Source organism: Nonomuraea sp. 3N208 (assembly GCF_052245935.1).
Classification (GTDB): Bacteria; Actinomycetota; Actinomycetes; order Streptosporangiales; family Streptosporangiaceae; genus Nonomuraea.
Genome location: NZ_JBQQBR010000006.1, coordinates 325968 through 347402, shown reverse-complemented (window position 1 = coordinate 347402; position 21435 = coordinate 325968). Strand labels below are relative to the sequence as shown.

23 protein-coding genes are annotated in these 21435 nt (G+C 68.4%); 10 read left to right on the top strand and 13 right to left on the bottom strand.

Annotation, left to right across the window (positions count from 1 at the left end; all coding sequences use genetic code 11):
- The first annotated feature begins 54 nt into the window (after nucleotides 1–54).
- On the top strand, nucleotides 55–1779 hold the full coding sequence (locus ACTWPT_RS11645; RefSeq protein WP_443177300.1) for an ABC transporter ATP-binding protein: 1725 nt from the start codon (nucleotides 55–57) through the stop codon (nucleotides 1777–1779).
- Nucleotides 1776–3632 (top strand): ABC transporter ATP-binding protein, encoded by a 1857-nt coding sequence (locus tag ACTWPT_RS11640; RefSeq protein ID WP_443177299.1) that lies wholly within the window; start codon nucleotides 1776–1778, stop codon nucleotides 3630–3632. Before ACTWPT_RS11645 ends, ACTWPT_RS11640 begins: the two co-directional genes overlap by 4 nt.
- On the opposite strand, the gene ACTWPT_RS11635 is transcribed toward ACTWPT_RS11640, so the two are convergent.
- The 5 genes from ACTWPT_RS11635 to ACTWPT_RS11615 form a co-directional block, all read right to left on the bottom strand.
- Nucleotides 3629–4051: a hypothetical protein gene (locus ACTWPT_RS11635; protein ID WP_443177298.1), complete on the bottom strand. Its 423-nt coding sequence runs from the start codon at nucleotides 4049–4051 to the stop codon at nucleotides 3629–3631. The genes ACTWPT_RS11640 and ACTWPT_RS11635 overlap by 4 nt on opposite strands.
- Nucleotides 4052–4152: 101 nt before the next feature.
- The gene (locus ACTWPT_RS11630; RefSeq protein WP_443177297.1) at nucleotides 4153–4482 is read right to left on the bottom strand and encodes a hypothetical protein; all 330 of its coding nucleotides are present in this window, start codon (nucleotides 4480–4482) and stop codon (nucleotides 4153–4155) included.
- Between the two features lie 48 nt (nucleotides 4483–4530).
- The gene (locus ACTWPT_RS11625) at nucleotides 4531–4866 is read right to left on the bottom strand and encodes a DUF202 domain-containing protein (RefSeq protein ID WP_443177296.1); all 336 of its coding nucleotides are present in this window, start codon (nucleotides 4864–4866) and stop codon (nucleotides 4531–4533) included.
- 10 nt (nucleotides 4867–4876) lie between these two features.
- Nucleotides 4877–5203 (bottom strand): YidH family protein, encoded by a 327-nt coding sequence (locus tag ACTWPT_RS11620; protein WP_443177295.1) that lies wholly within the window; start codon nucleotides 5201–5203, stop codon nucleotides 4877–4879.
- Nucleotides 5204–5249: 46 nt separating this feature from the next.
- Nucleotides 5250–5639: a hypothetical protein gene (locus ACTWPT_RS11615; protein ID WP_443177294.1), complete on the bottom strand. Its 390-nt coding sequence runs from the start codon at nucleotides 5637–5639 to the stop codon at nucleotides 5250–5252.
- Between the two features lie 35 nt (nucleotides 5640–5674).
- On the opposite strand from ACTWPT_RS11615, the gene ACTWPT_RS11610 reads away from it, so the two are divergent.
- The 3 genes from ACTWPT_RS11610 to ACTWPT_RS11600 all read left to right on the top strand — a co-directional run bounded on the left by ACTWPT_RS11610 (nucleotide 5675) and on the right by ACTWPT_RS11600 (nucleotide 8976).
- Nucleotides 5675–5848, top strand: coding sequence for a hypothetical protein (locus ACTWPT_RS11610; RefSeq protein ID WP_443177293.1), 174 nt, complete (start codon nucleotides 5675–5677; stop codon nucleotides 5846–5848).
- Between the two features lie 114 nt (nucleotides 5849–5962).
- Nucleotides 5963–6901: a class A beta-lactamase gene (bla, locus tag ACTWPT_RS11605; RefSeq protein WP_443177292.1), complete on the top strand. Its 939-nt coding sequence runs from the start codon at nucleotides 5963–5965 to the stop codon at nucleotides 6899–6901.
- Nucleotides 6901–8976, top strand: coding sequence for a transglycosylase domain-containing protein (locus ACTWPT_RS11600; protein WP_443177291.1), 2076 nt, complete (start codon nucleotides 6901–6903; stop codon nucleotides 8974–8976). Before bla ends, ACTWPT_RS11600 begins: the two co-directional genes overlap by 1 nt.
- 661 nt (nucleotides 8977–9637) lie before the next feature.
- On the opposite strand, the gene ACTWPT_RS11595 is transcribed toward ACTWPT_RS11600, so the two are convergent.
- The gene (locus ACTWPT_RS11595; RefSeq protein ID WP_443177290.1) at nucleotides 9638–10873 is read right to left on the bottom strand and encodes a retropepsin-like aspartic protease; all 1236 of its coding nucleotides are present in this window, start codon (nucleotides 10871–10873) and stop codon (nucleotides 9638–9640) included.
- On the bottom strand, nucleotides 10870–11433 hold the full coding sequence (locus tag ACTWPT_RS11590) for a hypothetical protein (RefSeq protein WP_443177289.1): 564 nt from the start codon (nucleotides 11431–11433) through the stop codon (nucleotides 10870–10872). The genes ACTWPT_RS11595 and ACTWPT_RS11590 overlap by 4 nt, the downstream gene beginning before the upstream one ends.
- A 159-nt stretch (nucleotides 11434–11592) precedes the next feature.
- On the opposite strand from ACTWPT_RS11590, the gene ACTWPT_RS11585 reads away from it, so the two are divergent.
- The 5 genes from ACTWPT_RS11585 to ACTWPT_RS11565 all read left to right on the top strand — a co-directional run bounded on the left by ACTWPT_RS11585 (nucleotide 11593) and on the right by ACTWPT_RS11565 (nucleotide 14355).
- Nucleotides 11593–12114, top strand: coding sequence for a dTMP kinase (locus ACTWPT_RS11585; protein ID WP_443177354.1), 522 nt, complete (start codon nucleotides 11593–11595; stop codon nucleotides 12112–12114).
- Between the two features lie 19 nt (nucleotides 12115–12133).
- Entirely contained in the window at nucleotides 12134–12589 is a 456-nt protein-coding gene (locus ACTWPT_RS11580; RefSeq protein WP_443177288.1) for an NUDIX hydrolase, read from the top strand.
- Nucleotides 12590–12639: 50 nt separating this feature from the next.
- Nucleotides 12640–13137, top strand: a complete 498-nt coding sequence (locus tag ACTWPT_RS11575) for a hypothetical protein (RefSeq protein ID WP_443177287.1) — start codon at nucleotides 12640–12642, stop codon at nucleotides 13135–13137.
- 395 nt (nucleotides 13138–13532) lie between these two features.
- On the top strand, nucleotides 13533–13937 hold the full coding sequence (locus tag ACTWPT_RS11570; RefSeq protein WP_443177286.1) for a hypothetical protein: 405 nt from the start codon (nucleotides 13533–13535) through the stop codon (nucleotides 13935–13937).
- A complete protein-coding gene (locus tag ACTWPT_RS11565; RefSeq protein WP_443177285.1) occupies nucleotides 13930–14355 on the top strand; it encodes a hypothetical protein in 426 nt (141 codons plus the stop codon). The genes ACTWPT_RS11570 and ACTWPT_RS11565 overlap by 8 nt, the downstream gene beginning before the upstream one ends.
- Before the next feature lie 394 nt (nucleotides 14356–14749).
- Here ACTWPT_RS11565 and ACTWPT_RS11560 read toward each other — a convergent pair whose 3' ends face one another.
- Genes ACTWPT_RS11560 through ACTWPT_RS11535 form a run of 6 tightly spaced genes read right to left on the bottom strand, consistent with a single transcriptional unit; the run spans nucleotide 14750 to nucleotide 21433 of the window.
- The gene (locus tag ACTWPT_RS11560) at nucleotides 14750–16039 is read right to left on the bottom strand and encodes an ABC transporter substrate-binding protein (RefSeq protein ID WP_443177284.1); all 1290 of its coding nucleotides are present in this window, start codon (nucleotides 16037–16039) and stop codon (nucleotides 14750–14752) included.
- Nucleotides 16040–16052: 13 nt separating this feature from the next.
- A complete protein-coding gene (locus ACTWPT_RS11555; RefSeq protein WP_443177283.1) occupies nucleotides 16053–17219 on the bottom strand; it encodes a branched-chain amino acid ABC transporter permease in 1167 nt (388 codons plus the stop codon).
- On the bottom strand, nucleotides 17216–18103 hold the full coding sequence (locus tag ACTWPT_RS11550; RefSeq protein ID WP_443177282.1) for a branched-chain amino acid ABC transporter permease: 888 nt from the start codon (nucleotides 18101–18103) through the stop codon (nucleotides 17216–17218). The genes ACTWPT_RS11555 and ACTWPT_RS11550 overlap by 4 nt, the downstream gene beginning before the upstream one ends.
- Entirely contained in the window at nucleotides 18100–19923 is a 1824-nt protein-coding gene (locus tag ACTWPT_RS11545) for an AMP-dependent synthetase/ligase (protein WP_443177281.1), read from the bottom strand. The genes ACTWPT_RS11550 and ACTWPT_RS11545 overlap by 4 nt, the downstream gene beginning before the upstream one ends.
- Complete coding sequence (locus ACTWPT_RS11540; protein ID WP_443177280.1) at nucleotides 19920–20684, bottom strand: ABC transporter ATP-binding protein; 765 nt, start codon at nucleotides 20682–20684, stop codon at nucleotides 19920–19922. The genes ACTWPT_RS11545 and ACTWPT_RS11540 overlap by 4 nt, the downstream gene beginning before the upstream one ends.
- A complete protein-coding gene (locus ACTWPT_RS11535; protein ID WP_443177279.1) occupies nucleotides 20672–21433 on the bottom strand; it encodes an ABC transporter ATP-binding protein in 762 nt (253 codons plus the stop codon). The genes ACTWPT_RS11540 and ACTWPT_RS11535 overlap by 13 nt, the downstream gene beginning before the upstream one ends.
- Nucleotides 21434–21435 lie beyond the last annotated feature (2 nt).

The window sequence follows — 21435 nt, the reverse complement described above, 5'->3', positions numbered from 1 at the left end:
CCCGATACGCACATACCTCGCCGTCCCCTGCTGTCTTCCCACTCCCTGTGGCGGATGAAGTCCTACCTCCGCCCCTACGTCACCAGATTGGTCTTCATCTGGCTGGCCGCGATCGTCGGCATCGGAGCCGGCATCGCCCTCCCTCTGATCATCGAGCAGGTCATCGACGGCCCCATCGCCGACGGCGACTCCGCCGGGCTGCTCCCGCTCGGGCTGCTCGCGATCGGCGTAGGCGTCGTCGAGGCCCTGCTGATCCTGCTCAGACGGTGGGCCCAGGTCAAACCGGTGCTCGGCCTGGAAACCGCCATCCGCGACGACCTCTACGAGCATCTGCAGCGCCTGCCCATGGGCTTCCACGGAGAGTGGCAGTCCGGCCAGCTGTTATCTCGGGCCACGACCGACCTGTCCACGATCCGCCGCTTCCTCGGCTTCGGGATGCTGTTCCTGGTCATGAACATCCTGCAGCTGATCACGGTGACCGTGCTGCTGCTCAACAAGTACTGGCCGCTCGGGCTGCTGGTGCTGGCCTCATCCGTGCCGATCGTGTGGACGTCGCTGCGGTTCGAGAAGCGCTACATCAGGATCTCCCGCCAGGTGCAGGACGAGCAGGGCGACCTCGCCACGCTCGTCGAGGAGTCCGCGCTCGGCATCCGCACGATCAAGGCGTTCGGCCGCCGCCACCACGTCTATGACCGCTACGACGACGCCGCGCTCAAGGTGTACGGCACGTCGATGGACAAGGCGCGCCTGTCGGCGAAGTTCTTCGCCTTCCTCGAGGTGATCCCCAACATCACGCTGGCCATGGTGCTGCTGCTCGGCGCGCTGGCCGTCGGTTCGGGCGCGCTGACGCTGGGCGCGCTGGTCGCGTTCACCACGCTGATGTTGCAGCTGGTGTGGCCGATCGCCAGCCTCGGCTACATCCTGGCCATGGGCCAGGAGGCCATGACCTCTGCCGACCGCCTCATGGAGGTCATGGACACCGTCCCGGCCATCGAAGGCGGGACGGACACGATCGACAAGCCGCGCGGCTTCCTGCGCTTCGAAGGCGTCGGGTTCCGCTTCCCCGGCGCGGACCGGCCGGTGCTGCGCGACGTCTGGCTGGACGTGCGCCCCGGCGAGACGGTGGCGATCGTGGGCGCGACCGGCGCGGGCAAAACCACGCTGACGGCGCTGGTGCCGCGGCTGATCGACCCCACCGAGGGCCGCGTCACGATCGACGGGCACGACGTGCGCGACCTGGAGCTCACCACGCTGCGGTCGGTGGTGGCCACCGCGTTCGAAGAGCCGACGCTGTTCTCGATGAGCGTGCGCGAGAACCTCACGCTCGGCCGGCTCGACGCCACCGAGGAGGAGTTGGCCGACGCCGTCCAGACGGCGCAGGCCATGTTCGTGTACGACCTGCCATGGGGCCTCGACACCCGCATCGGCGAGCAGGGCCTGTCCCTGTCCGGCGGCCAGCGGCAGCGCCTGGCCCTGGCCCGGGCCGTGCTCAGCAAGCCGCGCATCCTCGTGCTCGACGACACCCTGTCCGCCCTCGACGTGGAAACCGAGGCGCTGGTGGAGGAGGCGCTGCGGCACGTGCTGCGCGACGCCACCGGCATCGTGGTCGCCCACCGCGCCTCCACCGTGCTGCTGGCCGACAAGGTGGCGCTGCTGCGCGACGGCACGATCACGCACGTCGGGCAGCACCACGAACTGCTGGCCGAGGTGCCCGAATACCGGCAGCTGCTGGCCCAGGACGCCGACCTGGACGACGCGTCGGAAGGAGCATTGCGATGACCGCGGCGACATCACCGACTGCGCCGACGAAGACGGCGTCCTGGCGCGGCGTCGCCTCCGAGGACCAGGACGAGGTGCCGGAGAAGGTCTCCATCCTGCTGCGGGAGCGCTCCCGCAGGTTGCTCGGCGACCTGCTCAGGCCGTACCGGAAGAAGATCGCGCTGCTCGTGGCGATCATCGTGGTGTCGAACGCGGCCGGGCTCGCCATCCCCTATCTGGTGTCGGTCGGCATCGACCAGGGCATCCCGCCGATCACCCGTGGGTCGGGCCCTGCGGTCCTGCTGACCGTGGTCGGGGTGATCCTGGCCGCGGCCGTGACGCAGGCGCTGACCCGGCAGGCATTCCTGCGGCTGTCGGGCACGATCGGCCAGAGCACCCTGCTGGAGCTGCGCAGGAGGGTGTTCGACCACTTCCAGCGGCTGTCGCTGAGCTTCCACGAGCGATACACCTCCGGCCGCGTCATCTCACGGCTGACCTCGGACATCGAGGCCATCGCCGAGCTGCTGCAGTCCGGGTTCGACGCGCTGGTCAAGGCTGTGCTGACCATGGTGGGCACGGCCGTGCTGCTGCTGATCCTGGACGTGCACCTGGGCCTGGTTGCGCTGATTCCGCTGCCGCTGCTGCTGTTGTTCACGCGGTGGTTCCGGCGGCAGTCGGCGATCGTCTACCGGCGTACACGGGAGACGGTGGCGCTGGTGATCGTGCACTTCGTGGAGTCGATGACCGGCATCCGCGCGGTGCAGGCCTTCCGCAGGGAGCCGCGCAACCAGGAGATCTTCCAGCAGCTGAACGACGACTACCGGGGCGCGAACGCCAGCGGCATGCGGCTCGGCGCGACGTTCATGACCGGCATCAAGCTGATCGGCAACCTGACGATCGGCGGGGTGCTGCTCTACGGCGGCTGGCTGGCGCTCCAGGATGAGGTCAAGGTGGGCGTGCTGGCCGCGTTCCTGCTCTACCTGCGCCAGTTCTACGAGCCGATGCAGGAGGTCAGCCAGTTCTACAACACGCTGCAGTCGGCGGGGGCGGCGCTGGAGAAGTTGTCCGGCGTGCTGGAGGAGGAGCCGGCGGTGCCCGAGCCGCGCAAGCCTCAGCCGCTGCCGCAGGGCAGGGCGCGCGGCAAGGTGCGCTTCGAGGGCGTCAGGTTCGCCTACGTCGAGGAGATGCCGATCCTGCCGGGCCTCGACCTGACGATCCCGGCCGGGCAGAGCGTGGCGCTGGTCGGGGCGACGGGCGCGGGCAAGACGACGCTGGCCAAGCTGATCTCCCGCTTCTACGACCCGACCGAGGGCCGAGTGTTGCTGGACGGTGTGGACCTGCGGACGCTGGACGAGCCGACGCTGCGCCAGGCGGTGGTCATGGTGACGCAGGAGAACTTCCTGTTCAGCGGCACGGTCGCGGACAACATCAGGTTCGGCAAGCCGGACGCGACCGACCGGCAGGTGCGCGAGGCGGCCAAGGCGATCGGCGCCCACGAGTTCATCTCGGGACTGCCCGACGGGTACGACACCGAGGTCGGCAAGCGCGGTGGCCGCATGTCCGCCGGCCAGCGGCAGCTGGTCGCGTTCGCCCGGGCGTTCCTGGCCGATCCGGCCGTGCTGATCCTGGACGAGGCGACCTCCAGCCTCGACGTGCCGAGCGAGCGCCTGGTGCAACGCGCGCTGCGGACGATTCTGGCCGACCGCACGGCATTGATCATCGCGCACCGGCTGTCCACCGTGGAGATCGCCGACCGCGTGCTCGTCATGGACCGGGGCGAGATCGTCGAGGACGGGCCGCCGGCCCGGCTCATCGCCGCCTCGGGCCGCTTCGCCGGCCTGCACCAGGCCTGGCTGGACAGCCTCAGCAGCTAGTGGTGCGGGTTGGCCGCGGCCACGATGCTCGCGTACAGCTCATACCCGACGAATAACGCCACCGGCACCCCGATCGCGACCAGCAGCCGGCCGGTCAGCGGCGTCCCCTCAGCGGGCGCCCTGTCCGGCTCGGCCGCCGGCGGCAGGCACGGTTCGGGCTCCGGGTCCGGCACGGGCACCAGCTCGCGATGGCGATCCAAATACCCGGGCGGGAACGAGGTCGCATGGTAGGCGCCGCAGCCGGGGCAGCAGGTCCCCGACCACGGCGGCTGCACCACCACTCCCGAACTGAGCCAGATCTGCCTCTCGTCGCCGTGGGCGTCGATGAGAGTGCGGACGACGAAGTCCGCCTCCCACACGTGCAGGCAACGCAGGCATTCGTAAGGCCATGACACACGGGTTTCGAGCCAATCGGGCACGAGGACCACCCCCGGCTGCGGATCGAGGTTCGACCCGAGTGTCCGCCCGGCCGCGCATTTCCTCGCAAGACGAGCTTGCGACACTCGCCGTTAGGCAATCCTTACCGTGTGTCAGGTTGCCAGTAGACTGGACGCGGCACCGGGCTGAGCAGCGGGGTCGGATCGGGCGCCGCCGGGTTCTCCGGCGGGATCAGCTCCGGATGGCGCGACAGGTAGCCCTCAGGGAAAGTCGTGCTGTCCTGGTGGCGGCACCGCGGGCAGATGGCGCCCGGCGACGGCGGCGGCACGGGCACCCGATTGCGCATCCAGACCTCCGCTTCGTTGCCGTGCTGGTCCTCGACCCGCCTGACCAGGTATTCCTCTTCCCAGACGTGCCAGCAACTACGGCACTCGAACGGCACGATCCTGCGTTCTTCTTCCAACGAGGTCACCCCCTTGCTTCGAGTTTCCGCCTGCTTGCCGGAATCTCGCAAGCGGACTCACCGAACGGTGAACACAAAGGTCAGGGCACCCGCGACCACGCTGAGCGTGCCCAGCCAGGCGAGGACCACGTCGAGCCGGGCGTCCAGCGGCCTGCCGCCGTGCAGTGCTGTCTGCACCCGCCGGAACCGGGTCCTGGTCCTGATGAGCAGCACGCCGCCGCACAGCGCGGCCAGCGCGAAGACCACCACCGCGAGGGCGGGCAGGCCGTGCCTGGCCGCCAGCCCGGTCGCGCCGAGTCCGCCGGTGGCCAGTGCCACGGCCGTACGCACCCACGCGAGCCTGGTGCGCTCGCTCTGTAGCCCACGATCCCAGACCTCCTCTTCAGGAGTCATCCTCACCGCCTCATGCTGAGAGGATGATGAGAATCAGGGCGATCACGGCCACGGCTGCCACACCGTACCCGAACACGGCGGCGAGCGCGGGCGGTGGCAGCGGTGCCTGGTTGCGCAGCGCCCGCTGGATGTTGCGCCAGCGCGGGTAGGCCATGCCTGCGGCCAGCGCGGAGAGCGTGACGAGCACGACGGCGAGTGTGGTGCGAATCCATGGCACGAACACGTCGGCCGGCACCGCCGCCATGGCCACCCCACCCGCGCTGAGCGCCAGCGCCGTGCTCAGCCAGGTGAGGAACGTGCGTTCATTGGCCAAGGTGAAACGCGGGTCGGGTTCCATGGGAAAAACAATATTTCGTCCCCATTTCCCCTAGAGAAGTCGGGGATCAGCCGGTGCAGGCCTTGGTGACTTTCTCCACGTACGCGGCGCCCTCGGCGGTGACCTTCTGTGCCGCGTCGACGGCGTCGTTGGCGTCGTTGACGGTGATGCCGCTCAGGGTCTTGGCGAGGTCGTCGGAGGCTTCCTTGATCGTGGTATTGGCAGCCTTGTCGGCCACGTCGTTGAGCTTGGCGGCGGCGTCGTCCAGGGCCTTGTCCATGGCCTGGGGGTCGTTGGTGAGCTGGGCGATCTGTGCGCCGAGCTCGCTGATGATCTTCGGTGCCTCCAGGCACGCCTGGGCCTTGTCGATGGTCTGGTTGACCTCGCCGCAACCGGCCACGACGACGCAGAGGGCGAAGGCGGCGAGGGGCGTGAACCGGCTCTTGTGGAGTCGCATACTTCGACCCTACCCAAGAGTCCCAGTTCAGCCGGGTGAGCGACGCGACTGATCACATCCGCACGATCGGCGTGCGGTTCCGCGTGGACGAGTTCGGCGCGGACGGCACCACGCGATCGCGGGTGCATCATCCGATGATCACCTCGGAAGTCCTCGACATGACGGCCGCGGTGCCCACCGGCGGACGTTCCACCTACCTGCGGCCGTGACCTGCACTGATACCGGAATCCATATCATTCGATTTCCGATATCGCTATTAGACATACGGAGATCTCATCTGCTTTGCTCCTGACCTCTGACAGGCGAGAGCAAGGACCCATGACATGCGAAATCTCCGCGCCCGGCGGCTGGCGGCGGCCACCACTCTGGCGATCTCTCTTCTGGCGGGCGGCACCACCCTCGGCACGAGCCCGGCCTCCGCGACAGCCGTGGCGGCGGTGGTCTCCAGCGAGGCCCAGGTCAGTGTCAGGAAGGAGTTGCGGGCGCTGGAGAAGGCCTTCAACGGCCGCATCGGCGCGTACGCCGTCGACACCGCCACGGGCAAGACCGTGACGTACCGGGCGGGTGAACGCTTCCCGCTGCTGTCCACGTTCAAGGCCATGGCCTGCGCGGCCGTGCTGCACAAGGCCCGCACCTCGGAACCGGGGCTGATGGACAAAGTGATCCGCTGGTCGGCCGACGAGGTGCTGGATTACTCCCCGGTCACCGAGAAGCACGTCAAGGACGGGCTGACCGTGGCCCAGCTGTGCGAGGCGACCATCACGCTGAGCGACAACACCGCGGGCAACCTGATTCTGAAGCAGATCGGCGGCCCTGCCGGTCTGACCAAGTACTTCCGGTCGCTCAAGGACCCGATCTCCCGCCTGGACCGCTACGAGCCCGGGTTGAACGACTGGACGCCGAAGGACAAGCGCGACACCACGACCCCCGCGGCCATCAGCCGTGACCTGCGCGTGCTGACGAGCGGCACCGCGCTGCACGCCAAGGATCGCGAGCAGCTCAACGCCTGGCTGATCGCCACCAAGACCGGCGACAAGCGCATCCGGGCCGGCCTGCCCAAGACCTGGACGATCGGCGACAAGACCGGCACCAACTCCACGGGATTCGGCGGTGGGAACGACATCGCCGTCATCTGGCCCGAGAAGGGCGCCGCTCCCATCATCATGGCGATCTACACCAACCGCTCCCCCGGTCTCGCCACCGACGACAAGACGATCGCCAAGACCGCAACGGTCCTGGCCCGCGGGCTCGGCAAGCTCTGATGTCCGGTCGGGGGACGAAGATCGTACGTCTCGCCGCCGCGGGCGCGGCGGCGGGCGTGCTCATGGCCGGGATCGCGGTCCCGGCCGTCGGGGGCGCGGGCTTCGGGCTGGTGGCGGCAGCCGGGGAGGTCGATCTCGCGCCGGCCGACCTGGTGGAGCCGCCGCCGGCCGAGGTCACGATCGTGCGTGACGCCAAGGGGAACGTGATCGCGCGGTTCTACGAGGAGTACCGCGAGATCGTCGGTCTCGACGACATCGCCGAGGTCATGAAGACCGCGATCGTCGCGATCGAGGACTACCGCTTCTACGAACACGGCGCCATCGACATCGAGGGCACGCTCCGCGCGCTGGCCACGAACCTGCAGGCGGGCCGGGTGAGCCAGGGCGGTTCGAGCATCACGCAGCAGTACGTCAAGCAGGTGCTGCTCAACTCCGCCGGCACCGAGCAGGAACGGAACGCGGCGCTGGAGGCCAGCTACGCGCGCAAGCTGAACGAGCTCCGGTACGCCATGGGGGTGGAGAAAAAGTACACCAAGGACCAGATTCTCGAGAAATATCTGAACATCGCGTACTTCGGCGCCGGCGCGTACGGGGTCGAGGCCGCGGCCAGGCGCTTCTTCGGCGTACAGGCGGCGGACCTGACGTTACCGCAGGCCGCGGCGCTGGCCGGGGCCGTGCAGGACCCGAACGCCACCGACCCCAACCTTGGCAGGAAGCACCGCGAACGCCTGCGGAACCGCCGCGACGTCGTACTCGACCGCATGGCCGAGCTCGGCAAGATCACCCCCGCCGAGGCGGCGAAGGCCAAGGCCACCAAGCTCGGCTACAGAGGCACAGAGCTGCCCGGCGGCTGCGAATCCAGCAAATATCCCTATTTTTGCTTGTACGTTCGCCAGGAGATCCTCCACAATCCCGACTTCGGAAAGACCGCGAAGGCCCGCCTGGCAGCACTCAACCGCGGTGGCCTGACGATCACCACCACGATCGACCCGGCCATGCAGGCGGCCGCGGACCGGGCGGTCCGGAGTCATGTCCACGCCTCCGACGGCCCGGTCGCCGCCGAGGCGCTGGTCCAGCCGGGCACCGGTGCGATCAAGGCCATGGCCGCCAGCAAGCCGTACGGGCGGCGCGCGGCCAGGGACGAGATCTCGTACAACGTGGTGGCGGACGCCGCGCACGGCGGCGGGATCGGATTCCAGGCCGGGTCCACGTTCAAGACGTTCACCCTGATCAGCGCGCTGAAGCAGGGCATGAAGGTGGACGACGGGCTCACCGCGGGCGCCGGCTACCGCGCGCCGGGCTACGCGACGTTCACGAACTGCGCCGGCGAGAACGTCGGCGATCCCACCCACACGGTCACCAACGACGAGGGCTCGCCCGGGTGGAAGACGTTGCGAACCGGCACGTGGGGCTCGGTGAACACGTTCTTCATGGAGCTGGAGCGGCGGGTCGGTCTCTGCGAGACCGTCGAGACGGCCAGGTCCCTGGGCATCCGCCGCGCGGACGGGCGCAAGCTGCAGGAGTACGAGACGTTCACGCTCGGCATCAACGAAATGGACCCGGTGACGGTGGCCAACGCGTACGCGGCCATCGGGGCGCGCGGCACGTACTGCAGGCCGATGGCGATCACCCGGATCACCGACCGGGACGGAAGGAGCACGACGTACCGGCCGGCGTGCCGCCAGGCGCTCGACCTGGCGATCGCGGACGCGACGGCAGACGTGTTGTCCGGCGTGTTCACCAAGGGCACCATGCGGAGTGTCGGCGGGATCGGACGCGACGCGGCCGGCAAGACCGGCACCACGGACGACTATGCCACCGCCTGGTTCGCCGGGTTCACGCCTGACCTGGCGGGGGCGGTGAGCATCGGCGACCCGCGCGGCTCGCAGCAGCACAAGCTGGTCGGCGTGACGATCGGCGGCCGGTACTACGGGGCGGTGGCCGGGGCGAGTCTGCCCGGGCCGATCTGGCGGGACACCATGATGGCCGCGCTCGAGGACGTGCCGCCGTCGTCGTTCACGCCCATCGATGCGGTGCGGTTCGGCGGTTGTGATCGATTCTGCCGCCGGCAGTAAGGGTCGCATGGTGTAGGTGGGCCGGACCTCACCCACCGTGACCCGATTACGTGGTCGGCTGACGGGATCCCGCCCCGAGAGGTGCTCGCTCCGCTCGCGCTCCCTCCCAGGCGGGCTGCCTGCCCGCCCCCTGTTCGTCCTCGCTGTCGCTCGGGCGCCTTTCCAGGACGCTTCGCCGGCTCCTGGACCATCTCCGCCGGGTTCAATCTGGGACGGTCACAGATCATGCAGCAGATCGACACTGCGACCTTCGGCGGCGAATGTCGTTGACGACTGTCGGTTGCAGATGAAGCTGTCGGTGTCCGCGTGTTGTTGTCGGTGCTCGTGTCGGTGTCCAGCGTGAGTTGTCGGATTCGGCTTTCGGCTTCGATCTTGGTGGTGCAGAATGCTCGGCCCCTCGGCGTGCTGCGCGGCGATGTCGGCCTTTGTCGTGCCCGCGGCCATGGCAGGCGCCCGGTTGACCGCGTACGCCAGGAAATGCCGCCCGACGGCTCTCCCATCGTCCCGGGCTCTATGCGAGCGCCTATCCCGCGGGGTTGACGTGCTCCGTGCTGGACCACCGCAGCACCAGCAGCGGCTTTCCCGCGCCCGCCGTGTTGTACGGCAGGCCGTTCTTGAGCGTGCCTTTCTCCATCGCTCACCTCATTTCGTACCTGACTGCCTATTCACCCGCGCCGGGCGCCGATCGGAACACGTACCGCCCCCTGTCGAAGTCCAGCGTCCATGCGTACGCCTTGAGGAAGCCGTGCGACAGCAGGCCGTCGACGCATACGCCGCCGAAGGACTGCCACGGCGTCGTCCGGGACCTCGCGACGGCCACGAGCGGGTCCCGCTGGGTGAGCGGGCCGAGTGACACCGGCTCGGGGCTGTCGAAGTGCGGGCGGCCCGTCAGGTGGCGCGGGACGCCCCAGGCGCGGTAGTGGCGGGGCGTGGTCAGCAGGCAGGCCTGACGTGGCGGCTCCACGGCGTCGTCCACGTAAACCAGGCCCGAGTCGATGAAGAAGGTGAGGTCGTCGCGTGGGCCGAAGCCGCCGCGCGCGAACATGAAGTGATCCGCCCACAGGTAGAAGCCGAACTCCGCCGCCACGGGGCTGTCCGCGAGGAGTCGGGAGTGTTCGGCGGCGGCGTCGGGGTGGCGCCTCGGGGAGAGTATGAGGCGGTTGTGGGGGTGGTCGACGGTGGACAGGAACTGTTCCAGGATGTTGGTGCCGATGATCACCAGGTCCTGGGGGCCGACGAGGGTGGAAAGCACCTCGACCGGCACGTTGGTCAGCGACGCGGCGCCCAGGCGCAGCTCGGCGATGGTGCCGTGACGTAGCTCGGCGCGCTGCAGCCCGTGAGAGCTGGTGCCCCCCGGAGTGGTCACCACGCCTGCCTCCGTAGCGCGTCGTGGTCCCATGACGACGAAGGTGCCGCCGGTGTCGAGATGCGCCAGTACGTCGACGCCGTCGATGGTCGCCGCCACGGCCGGAAGGTAGGGCGCGAGCTCGTGGTCGGCGAACGGAAGCGCGGTGGCGCCGTCGAGCCGCACCCCCAGCGGGCGGGTCAGCCTCGGGTCGAGCACGCGCAGCGCCTGCTCGACGGCCCGCGGCCGGGCGTCATGGCGCCGCCGTACGTGCTCGACAGCCCGATCGGGGCGGCCCAGGTGCAGCCAGGCCTCAACGACCAGCTCGTCCAGCGCCCTCGGCGCGCGGCCGACCGCGGCGAGGGCGTCGTAGTGGGACAACGCCTTCTCGTAGGACTGCTTCACGGAGTGGCACAGGAAGAGCAGGTGATCCCGGGAAGGGCCGGACAAGGTCTCGGCGTGGCGCTCGCAGCCCTCCACATCGCCCCTCGACCAGGCCCGCCACACCGGCCGTGAAGGGGCGTCCAGTAATCCGCCCAGAGCGCTTCTCATTCGGCTTCCTCCTGGGGTGACTCGGCGGTGCCGAGATCCATGGCGACGGCGACGATCGTCATCAGCGGCACGACGGCGTGGGGCGCGATCGCGTACTCGCCGCGCCGCGGCTGGATGAGCAGGCCCGCGCTCTGCAGGTCCTTGAGGTGGTGGTACAGGTGCCCGGTCGACGTCTCACCGAGTGCCTCCTGAAGCTCCCTGCGCGTCCGCGGCTCCTTGAGGAGGGCGGCGAGCAGGGCCAGACGCGGCCCGCTGCCGAGGCGTTCGAGCAGGGCCGCGGCCCGGGCCCAGTGCGCGTCCGCCACCTCGCCGGCCGCGTGCTCCATCGCCCACATGTAGTGGCGGTCCTCGAAGGTCACCGCGCCGCCGTACATGACCGTGTCTGGTCGGGCCTCCCCTCCGGCCCTGGACCGGATCAGATCGAGCAGGTCGAGCGGCGCGTCGGCGATGGGGCGCGGTGGAGCGTCCGCGGGCGGTGGCCGGCGGGCGGGCGCCTCCTCCAGGAGGGCGACCCGGCGCTCAAGCTCCGCGATCCGTTCTTCGATCAGTCCCATGGGCATCCCAGCTCTCGTTATTCCGCATTTCCGGAATAACCGAACTATATCCGCCCCGGGAGCTTCATGCAGTAACCCCTGAGTTCCTCCAACTGTCTTCGGCCTCTCTAGCCGTGTTGAGCGGCATGATCGGCCCCGCCGACAGGTAGATCTGAACAACGTCACCTGCAACCGTCCGGAACAAGATGTCGTCCCCAGGTCAGCGCGCGCCCCTTCCGACAACTTCATACCAGCGACTTTCACGGACTGTCGCTGGCGTGCCTGGTAGCCGCCGACCGGTTCCATCACCTGGCGGAGGAGATCCAGCCCGCGCTGGCTCGTGGCGGGCTCGTGCTGTGCGACCGGTACGTGCCCTCCTCCTACGTCTTACAGGTGCTCGACGGCGTGCCGCTGGAGTACGTCCGCCACCTCTACGCGCCCGCGCAGCGCCTTGACCTGGCGGTGATCCTTACCGCCGCTCCGCACGTGCTGGAGGCCAGGCTGCGCGAGCGGGGCACGCACTCCCGATTCGAGCACGACGGCTCCAGCGACCCGGAGGTGCGCCTGTACGACGAGTTGGCCAGCGTGCTGGCCGAGGACGGCTTCCCCACGTTCAGATTGGACACCGGGGAGTTTTCACCGCAAGCCGCCGTCCAGGCCATCAACTGCCGCGCCAGTGCGCTACTGTCACGCAACCAAGCGGAGTAGCTCACAGAGGTGATTAGCCATGACGCAGCGGTACAAGGTGGTCGTCGATGTCCACGTGATCCTCGAGCGCGGCAGCGACATCCTGCTGTGCCTCCGAGATGGCACTGGATACCGCGACGGCTGGTACTGCCTGCCCTCGGGTCACCTGGAAGAGGGTGAGACGGTGGTGGACTGCGCGGTCCGCGAGGCTCGAGAGGAGGTCGGCGTCCACCTGGATCCGGCCTCCTTGCAGCCTGCCACCGTGGTCCACCACCTGTCGCCAGAAGGAAAGCCGCGCATGGGCGTGTTCTTCGCCGTCGACTCCTGGAATGGCGAGGTGTTCAACGCCGAGCCGACCAAGTGCGCCGAGCTGCGCTGGGTCCCCGCCAAGCAACTGCCGGACAACACCGTCCCCTACACGGCAGCTGGAATCAGCCTCTACCTCGACAGCGTAGGCATCGGCCTGCATGGCTGGCCCGAGCTCGCCTCCCAGTAGACACGCGCCAATGGTCTAACACAACACACGACCCGCTGCACTACCCCTCGGTGCACTTCGACGTCGAACACGGGAAAGCGAACCTGTACATCGACGGCATCTTCACCGCTCACAAGATCAGCAAACTCTCTCACGACATGGCGAACCAGATCATCTGCGATGTGGCAGGTGAAGGACGCGAATGCCTCGCGGGCAGAAACGTGTGGGGTGTCTTCGGCATCCCCACAGACAAGGCCGACGAGCTAGCGCGGCGCCTGGTCCACCTCTGGCGCGCCGATTCGGGGGTTGGAGCAGCCGGACCCTCAGCCGCAGGGGGGAAAGGCTCGCACGGCCAGCTCGCTGGTGTCGAGCGGATCGACCAGTATGCACAGGTCTGGGTCATCTCCAATGACCTGGGAGTCGGCCCCCGGAGGCGTGACGTAGGACGGGATGATCTCGCTCAGCAGTTCCCGGTAGCGCGCGTGCATCCACAGGTCGCACTCCGACAGGAAGTTGTCGGAGTGACGCAGGTGGCACTCTCGGAGCGGTTGCACGAAAGCGCGGCCTGAATCAGCCGGGGCCGGATCTTACTGAGCACCTGGGCGACCAACTTGGCGAGGCTATTGGCAAGGCCGGGGGAGGGAGAGGTTGTCACGTTGGGCCGCCGTGCTACTCTGCGAAGCTCTAGGGCGGCTCGGTCCAGGGCCGAAGCGTTCTCACGTGGTGAAACCGAGTAGCTGAAGACCGTCTGAGGGATGGCTGCGGTAGTGGGTCGGCGGCTGCGGCGATGTTGGTCCAGCCGATCAAACGCTCCGAACGCTAGCCTGGAACGTCCTGGTACATCACCGCAGGAGCCCAGCTGTGACGTGCGGAAATCGGGCTGCCGGCACTCAAAGCATGCCATAGCCACTTAAAGCGATCTCTCGATTACTCTCCGCGCAGGATGGCTTTAGTATCCGCGAGCATGAAGTGGTTCGGGCGAACGATCAAGATCGCCAATGACGAGATACTCACGGAGTACGGAGACAGTGAGCGGCCGATCAACGGCAAACCATTCAAGGACCGTCCGGTCCGTCCACATATCGCCAACGCCGTCTCACTGATGCGAGGCAAGCTCACGGTCGATGAAGCTGTAGCGAACTTCCCAAATCGGACAGCGAGTGCCCATAAGGGCGAAGGTGTCCGCTACACGACGGCGGGCAGATTACGCGAGCAGGGCTCTCGGGTCACATACACGCCGAGCAGGTGGAACGAGCTCCACGTTTCGGTGGAGAATCTAGACGCGAAGCGGGAATGGACTAGCGATGACAGCGTCCGTTTCAATGGATGCTTCGGCCAGCCCGAGTGGAAGGAGGGCGGGGATGAGTGATCAGATCCATCTGCGGATCGGTGCCGAACCGTGGTGTCCAGCCGACACTGCGAAGATCGACAAGATCCTCAACCACTACGACGTTCCACTCGCCGGGATCATCCAACAGCACCGCAGGTACTACATTTTCGAGTGCCTGGATGGCCACGGGAACACCTCGAGCCTGTGGGCCTATGCGGAGATCAGCCGACAGGAACGACGCCAACTCCTCAAGGCGAGAGGCCCGGGCGAACTCTCGCGCCTGTTCGCCTCGATCCTCAAGTCCCGGTCCTTCACCGCTGCCGTGGCCATCGACCACGGACTGGAGATGGCGGCGACCGTCGATCAACACGATCGTGCGCCAGTGAAGGCAGCATCGACGGCGATCACGCGTAAAGCCGACATCGTTCGTGCCGTGGATGGCCTCGCCGCTTGCTGACCGAGTGCACTTGCATGTCGGACGCCTGATCTGCGCCCGGGCGAGTGTGCGAACGCTGGCCTAGGAGGTCCCTGTAACTATTGCGGGAGCCACACCTTGAGGTGCGGAAACCAGGCAACGTCCCTGAGGTCTGGGGATCGGAAGATCCCCAGCCTGGGGGTGTGGGGGCGGGGCCCCCACACAGCGCAGCCCGAGCTCCCGTCGCGCGAAGCGCGCCCCCGTGAGGCCCGCTCGGGGCGGGCTCCCGTCAGCCCACTCGGTAATCGGGTCCCGGGTGGGTGCTTGTCGGGGGGTCGAAGGGGAGCGCGAGCCCCTCTGGGAGGCGCTGCCCGGAGCCCAATAGCGCGCAGCGCCCCCTGCGGAGGACCTTGCAGTTGGCCCCCCGGACCCCGGGCTACAGCTTGGTGAAGCAGGGCCCGTCGAAGGTGTACGACTTCGCGGTCTCGCCCGTGAAGAAGTCCTTGACGATCGAGACGCCGGTCGGCGCCTGGTCGTCAACCTTGTTGATCAACGTTTGGCGGAAGGTCGCCGTGTTGGCGTCGTCCGCGAAGTTTCCGGCCTCCGGGGGCAGCATGCCCTCGTAGTCCACCGTCTTCAGCGTCTTCACGGCCGCCAGCAGGCCCTTCCTGCTCACGTCGCCGCTGGCCACCATCTTGTCCAGGGCCGCCTTCAGCGGGTACGCCCAGGCCCAGCCCGAGGTGTAGCCGTCATTGGCGGTCACGTTCGGGAACGCCTCGCGCATGGCCTTGTGGCCCGGTGTGTCGGCGGCCCAGGGCTTGCCGGGGGCGGACTGCTCGTACAGGGCCTTCAGGGCCGGTGCGGCGGGCGACTTCAGCAACGCGGGGTTCCAGGTGGGGCCGGTGCCGATGAAGCGGCCCTTGTAGCCGGCCGCGGCGGCCTGTCCGATGATCGTCGCGGCGTCGGCCGGGCCCGTCGTGAGGATGACCAGGTCTGGTTTGTTCTTGGTGATCTCGGTGATGGCGCGGCCCTGTTCGTTCGCGCCGCTCGGGGTCTCGACGCTGGTGAAGGTCAGGCCGTTGCGCTCGGCGGCGATCTTGGCGCCGGCGGCGGCGTCCGCGCCGTAGTCGCCGGCCAGATGGACGGCCATGACCGACTTCGGCTTGTACGTCTCCATCGCGTAGTCCACGGAGTTCATGGCCTCGACGCAGTAGTTCGACCCGGATTCGATGATCACGTCCTCGAATTCCCAGGCCGAGGTCCAGGAGGCTGGGGCGGCGACGATGTTGTTGGCCTTGAGGTCGCCGATGATGGCGGCGGTCGTGGGTGAGCCAAGCGTCTGGGCCAGGCCGAGCACCTGGTCCTTGATCTCGTTGTAGACCTGCCGGTGTACTTCGGGGTTGTACTTGTTGTCGCGGACGTAGCGGGTCACGTCCACCTCGTACTTGCCGCCGACGCCGCCCGCCTTGTTGACACGGGCCCAGAACGCCTTCTGCGCGTCGGTGATGGGGACGGCGAGCGCGGCGAACGGGCCCGAGGTGAGGTCGGAGATGGAGCCGAGGTAGATGCAGCCCTTGTTGCGGTCGACCGCGTTCGGGCAGGGCTCCGCGGTGACACCTGGAGCCTGGGCGCCGGCCTTGCTGCCCTCGTCGTCCCCCCGGAAGACGCCGCATGCGGACAGAAGTGCCACCAACGCGGTGAACGCCACCACACAGCGACTCTTCATGAAAAATCCCTTCTCAGTATGAAAAAGGCCAGGATTTCCAGTAGTTGCGGATCCGGATCCACAGACCGAACAGGCCGCGCGGCTCGAAGATGAGGAACAGCACGATCAGCAGCCCGTACAGGACGGTCTCGACCTGGAACACGTTGGGGGTCTGCGTGGTGTCGCCGCTGACGAACGGCACCAGCGAGGGCAGCGACCTGGTGAGGGGCTGCAACAGCGAGATGAACAACGCGCCCGCGATGGCTCCCGAAACGGTGGCCACGCCGCCGATCAGGACCATCGCGATGAACTGCACCGACATGAGCAGGCTGAACGAGCCCGGCTCGACGTACCCGGAGATCGTGTAGAGCAGGCCGCCCGCGCACCCGGCGTAGAAGGACGAGATCCCGAACGCCAGCACCTTGTTCCGCGTCAGCGGCACCCCGATGACCTCGGCCGCGATGTCGCGGTCGCGGATGGCGGCGAAGGCGCGGCCGATGCGTGAGCGGGCCAGGTTGCGGGCGGCGACGGCGAAGGCGATGAGCAGCACCAGCATGAGGACGTACAGGGTCTGCTCCTTGGTGCCGAGCGGGCCGTCCTGGTCCAGGCGGGTGCCGAAGAGCTGCGGGATCGCGGCCTCCCGCCCCACCCCGGGGCCTCCCGTGAGCTCCTGCCACTCCTTGAAGACGTGCTCGCCGAGGAAGACCAGGCCGAGCGTGACGACGGCCAGGTAGAGGCCGCGCAGGCGGGTGGCCAGCGGCGCGACGAGCACCCCGGCCGCGGCGGCGACCAGCCCGGCGGCGGGCAGCCAGATCCAGATCTCCGCGATCCCGTAGCCGAGCCGCTCGCCATCGACAGGTCCGGACAGGGCTGCCGCCGTGTAGGCGCCGATGGCGACGAAGAAGGCGTGGCCGAGGGAGACCTGGCCGGCGTACCCGGTGACGATGTTGAGCCCGATCGCCCCGATGGCCAGCACGTACGCCCCCGCCAGCACCTCCAGCGACCGGTCCTGCAGCAGCACCGCCAGCGCGAACGCGAGCAGCACCAGCACCCCGGTCCACACTCGCTTGGCCCGGGTGTCGAGCAGCGCCATGTCCTGCGCGTAGGAGGTGTAGAGCAGCGGTCGGCCCCGCACCTTTCGAGACCGGCCGGTCGGTATGTCAGGGGCGGCAGGGGCCGCCGCGGAACGCGTCTCGGTCATACCCGCTCGACCTCCCGGGTCCCGAACAGGCCGTACGGCCTGACCAGCAACACGATCAGCATCACCATGTAGGGCGAGACAACCGCTACGTTCTGCCCCAACCACGGCGCGAACTCACCCTGGTACGACTGGAACAGCGACTCCACCACCCCCACCACCAGCCCGCCCACGACGGCGCCACCGAGCGAGTCGAGCCCGCCGACGATGATCGCCGGCAGCGCCTTCAACGCGATCACCCAGGTCAGCTGCTCGATGCCCTGCCCGGTGCCGACGAACATCCCGGCGATCGCCGCCAGGAACCCGGCCAGCCCCCAGGACAGCGCGAACACCGTGCCGACCGACACGCCCTGCGCCAGCGCGGTCTCCTGGTCGAAGGCCGCCGCCCGCATGGCCAGGCCGTACTTCGTGAAGCGGAAGAACGCGAACAGCAACCCGACCAGCACGGCGGTGACCAGCAGCATGGCCAGCCAGCGCGACTGCACGACCAGAGGCCCGAGCGAGACCTGCGTGAACCCCCACGGATCGCCCATCTGCCGCACGTCCCTGCCGATGAAGCCGTTGACCACCACCCGCACGACCACGTCGATGCCGAGCGTGATGATCGCCACCACGAACACCGGTCGCCCCACCATGGGGCGGATCGCGACCCGCTCGATGCCCAGCGCCACCCCCGCGATGAGCAACGCCGACAGCAGCACGGCCACGTAGAACCCGGTCACCTCGGCCAGGTAGCTCACCGCGACGGCGCCGGCCAGCATCAGCGCGGGCTGCGCGAAGCTGATCACCCGCGTGGCCTTGTAGATGATCACGAACCCGAGCGCGAGCAACGCGTACACCGACCCGTTGCCCAGGCCCCTGATGACCGACTCCAGCAGCCCCTTCACCGGGCATACATCCCTTCCACCAGGTCCTCGAACAGCTTGGCGATGGCACTGCGCTTGACCTTCTGCGTGGCGGTCAGCTCGCCGTCCTCGTGGTCGAGCTCTTTCGGCAGGAACGCGAACCGCTTGACCTGCTCGACCGACGCGAACCGTTCGTTCACCTCGTTGACGATCCCCCGGACGAGATCCCGTGTCTCCGGCTTCTCCGACAGATCCCGATAGGTGGTGTACGGCAGTCCGCGCTGCCGCGCCCACTCCCCCACCGTGTCCGGCTCGATCCCGATCAACGCCACCAGGTACGGCCGCTGATCCCCGATGACGACGGCCTCCTTCAGGTACGGCGACGCCTTCAGCGCGTTCTCGATCTCGCTGGGCGCGACGTTCTTGCCGCCGGCCGTGATGATGATGTCCTTCATCCGGTCGGTGATCCGCACGTGCGTGCCGTCCACCCACTCGCCCACGTCGCCGGTGTGCAGCCAGCCGTCGGGGTCGAGCACGTCGGCGGTGGCGCGCGGGTTGCGCCAGTAGCCGGCGAAGTTGCCGGGATGCCTGGTCATGATCTCGCCGGTGGCCTCGTCGATCTTCAGCTCGATGCCGGGGTGCGGCTCGCCGACCGTGCCGAGGCGCACCCGGCCTGGGCGGTTGGCGGTGGCGATGGCGGTGTTCTCGCTCATCCCGTACACCTCGTGCATGGGGATGCCGATCCCCATGTAGAACTTGAGCACGTCGGGCGCGATGGGCGCGGCGCCGGAGGCGGCGTAGCGCACGCGCCGCATGCCGAGCCGCTCGCGTAGCGCGCGGTAGCAGAACACCCAGCCGATCCCGTACGCCAGCCGCGTCCCTGCCGTGTGTCTGCCCCCGGTGCGTACGAGCGTGTCGCCGATCCGGTCGGCCACCCGCAGCCAGAACCGGGTCGTCGCCCGCTTCACCGGCGAGGCCGACTCCAGCTTGATGTTGACCTGGGCGAGCACCTTCTCCCAGATGCGCGGCACCCCGAACAGGATCGTGGGCTGTACCTCGCGCAGGTTGGCCTGGACGGTGTCGATGGACTCGGCGAAGTTCACCTGCACGCCGGCCGCCGAGTTGAACCACACGGTGAACGCCCGCTCGGCGACGTGGCACAGCGGCAGGTACGACAGCGCGAGGTCGCGTTCCGACGGTGGCGGCGAGGTGAAGCCGCCGCCCGTGACGAGGGTGTCGACGGCGAACTCGACATTGCGGAGGGTGAGCATGACGCCCTTGGGCGGTCCGGTGGTGCCCGAGGTGTAGATGAGCGTCGCCACGTCGTCGGACGCCGCTTCGGCCATGCGGCGTTCCACCGCGTCCGGGTGCGCGGCCCGGTGCTCGGCGCCGAGGGCGAGCAGCTCCGGCCAGGACATCAGGACCTCGTCGTCGTAGCGGCCGCGGATGCCGCGCGGCTCGATGTAGACGATGCGCCGCAGGTCGGGGCATTCGTCCAGAACGGCCAGGGCCTTGTCGACCTGCTCCTGGTCCTCGGCGATGAGGATCTTGGCGCCGGAGTCCGCCAGCAGGTAGGCGACCTCGGCGGGCGGGTTCGTGGGGTAGAGGCCGACCGTGATGCCGCGCACGGCGACCGTGCCGAGGTCGCCGTACAGCCATTCCGGACGGTTCTCCGAGTGGACGGCCACCCGGTCGCCGGGCTCGACGCCGAGCGCGAGCAGGGCGTGCGCGACCAGCTCGACGTGCGTCCAGTACGCCGCCCAGGTGACCTCCTGCCAGATGCCGAAGTCCTTGTGCCGCATGGCGACCGCGTCAGGCGTCGTTCTGGCCCGCTCCCACACCCTGTCCACGATCGTCGTCATGCCGTGCCTCCCAGGTACGCCTCGATCACCTTGGGGTCCCGCTGCACCTCGGCCGGGCTGCCGAGCGCGACGGGGCGGCCGAAGTCCAGCACGAGCACCCGGTCGGCCAGGTCCATGACGAGCCCCATGTCGTGGTCCACGAGCACGATCGGAATGCCCAGCTCGTCACGGATGTCCAGGACGAACCTGGCCATATCCTCGGTCTCCTCCAGGTTCATGCCGGCCACCGGCTCGTCGAGCAGCAGCAGCCGCGGCTCCATGGCCAGCGCCCGGCCCAGCTCCACCCGCTTCTGGATCCCGTACGGGAGCAGCCGCACGGGATGGCGGCGCCAGGCCTCCAGCTCGAGGAAGTCGATGATGTCCTCGACCTTGGCGCGGGCGGCCAGTTCCGCGCGCCGGGTGCGCCCGTACCAGAGGAGGGCGGAGAACGCGCCGTAGCGGAAGTGGTGGTGGCGGCCGAGCATGAGGTTGTCCAGGACGGTGAGGTTGTGGAACAGCTCAACGTTCTGGAACGTCCTGGCCAGGCCCATCGCGGCGATCTCGTGCGGCCGCTTGAGCAGCAGGTCCTCGCCGAGGAACGTGACCCGGCCGCGCTGGGGCCGGTAGACGCCGGAGAGCACGTTGAAGATCGAGGTCTTGCCGGCGCCGTTCGGCCCGATGACGGCCAGCAGCTCCGCCTGTCTCACCTCGAAGGAGACGCCGTCCACCGCCTTGACGCCGGCGAAGCTCAGGTGCACGTCCTCGAACGTCAGGAGAGCCATCGTTTCCTCCGCTTGTAGTGCTTGACCTCGCGGAAGGACCGGACGGCCCCGAGGTAGAACTCCTTGATGTCCTCGTCGGCGAGCAGCTCCTGCGACGGCTTGTCCATGACGATCTTCCCGGTCTCCATGACGTAGCCGTGGGAGGCGATGGACAGGGCCATGGTGGCGTTCTGCTCGACCAGCAGGACCGTGGTGCCCTGCCGGTTGATCTCGACGATGAGGTCGCGTACCTGGCCGACCAGGGACGGTGCCAGGCCCAGGCTGGGCTCGTCGAGCAGCAGGTACTTCGGGCCCGCCATGAGGGCGCGGCCCACGGCCAGCATCTGCTGCTCGCCGCCCGACAGGTAACCGGCCACGCTCTTGCGCCGCTCCTGTAGGAGGGGGAACAGACCGTACACGCGGTCCAGGTGGGAGGCGGTCGCGGTGTGGCCGCCGACCTTGAGGTTCTCCTCGACGGTCAGCTCGGACAGGATGCGGCGGCCCTCCATCACCTGGCTCACTCCGCGCCGGACGATCTGGGCGGGTTTGAGATGGTGGATGGGCTCGCCCTCCAGCGTGACGCTGCCCTTGGTGATCTCGCCGTCGTGCACGTCGAGCAGCCCGGACAGGGCACGCAGCAGCGTGGTCTTACCCGCGCCGTTCGCGCCGAGCAGGGCCACGATCGATCCAGGGGGGACGATGAGGCTCACGCCACGCAGCACGAGCATCACGTCGTCGTAGACGACCTCGAGGTTGCGGACCTCCAGCAAGC

Coding starts and splice junctions, on each gene's coding strand:
- ACTWPT_RS11645 (WP_443177300.1), top strand. CDS start 55: ATGAAGTCCTACCTCCGCCCCTACGTCACCAGATTGGTCTTCATCTGG.
- ACTWPT_RS11640 (WP_443177299.1), top strand. CDS start 1,776: ATGACCGCGGCGACATCACCGACTGCGCCGACGAAGACGGCGTCCTGG.
- ACTWPT_RS11625 (WP_443177296.1), bottom strand. CDS start 4,866: ATGACTCCTGAAGAGGAGGTCTGGGATCGTGGGCTACAGAGCGAGCGC.
- ACTWPT_RS11620 (WP_443177295.1), bottom strand. CDS start 5,203: ATGGAACCCGACCCGCGTTTCACCTTGGCCAATGAACGCACGTTCCTC.
- ACTWPT_RS11615 (WP_443177294.1), bottom strand. CDS start 5,639: ATGCGACTCCACAAGAGCCGGTTCACGCCCCTCGCCGCCTTCGCCCTC.
- bla (WP_443177292.1), top strand. CDS start 5,963: ATGCGAAATCTCCGCGCCCGGCGGCTGGCGGCGGCCACCACTCTGGCG.
- ACTWPT_RS11600 (WP_443177291.1), top strand. CDS start 6,901: ATGTCCGGTCGGGGGACGAAGATCGTACGTCTCGCCGCCGCGGGCGCG.
- ACTWPT_RS11595 (WP_443177290.1), bottom strand. CDS start 10,873: ATGAGAAGCGCTCTGGGCGGATTACTGGACGCCCCTTCACGGCCGGTG.
- ACTWPT_RS11590 (WP_443177289.1), bottom strand. CDS start 11,433: ATGCCCATGGGACTGATCGAAGAACGGATCGCGGAGCTTGAGCGCCGG.
- ACTWPT_RS11580 (WP_443177288.1), top strand. CDS start 12,134: ATGACGCAGCGGTACAAGGTGGTCGTCGATGTCCACGTGATCCTCGAG.
- ACTWPT_RS11570 (WP_443177286.1), top strand. CDS start 13,533: ATGAAGTGGTTCGGGCGAACGATCAAGATCGCCAATGACGAGATACTC.
- ACTWPT_RS11565 (WP_443177285.1), top strand. CDS start 13,930: ATGAGTGATCAGATCCATCTGCGGATCGGTGCCGAACCGTGGTGTCCA.
- ACTWPT_RS11560 (WP_443177284.1), bottom strand. CDS start 16,039: ATGAAGAGTCGCTGTGTGGTGGCGTTCACCGCGTTGGTGGCACTTCTG.
- ACTWPT_RS11555 (WP_443177283.1), bottom strand. CDS start 17,219: ATGACCGAGACGCGTTCCGCGGCGGCCCCTGCCGCCCCTGACATACCG.
- ACTWPT_RS11545 (WP_443177281.1), bottom strand. CDS start 19,923: ATGACGACGATCGTGGACAGGGTGTGGGAGCGGGCCAGAACGACGCCT.
- ACTWPT_RS11540 (WP_443177280.1), bottom strand. CDS start 20,684: ATGGCTCTCCTGACGTTCGAGGACGTGCACCTGAGCTTCGCCGGCGTC.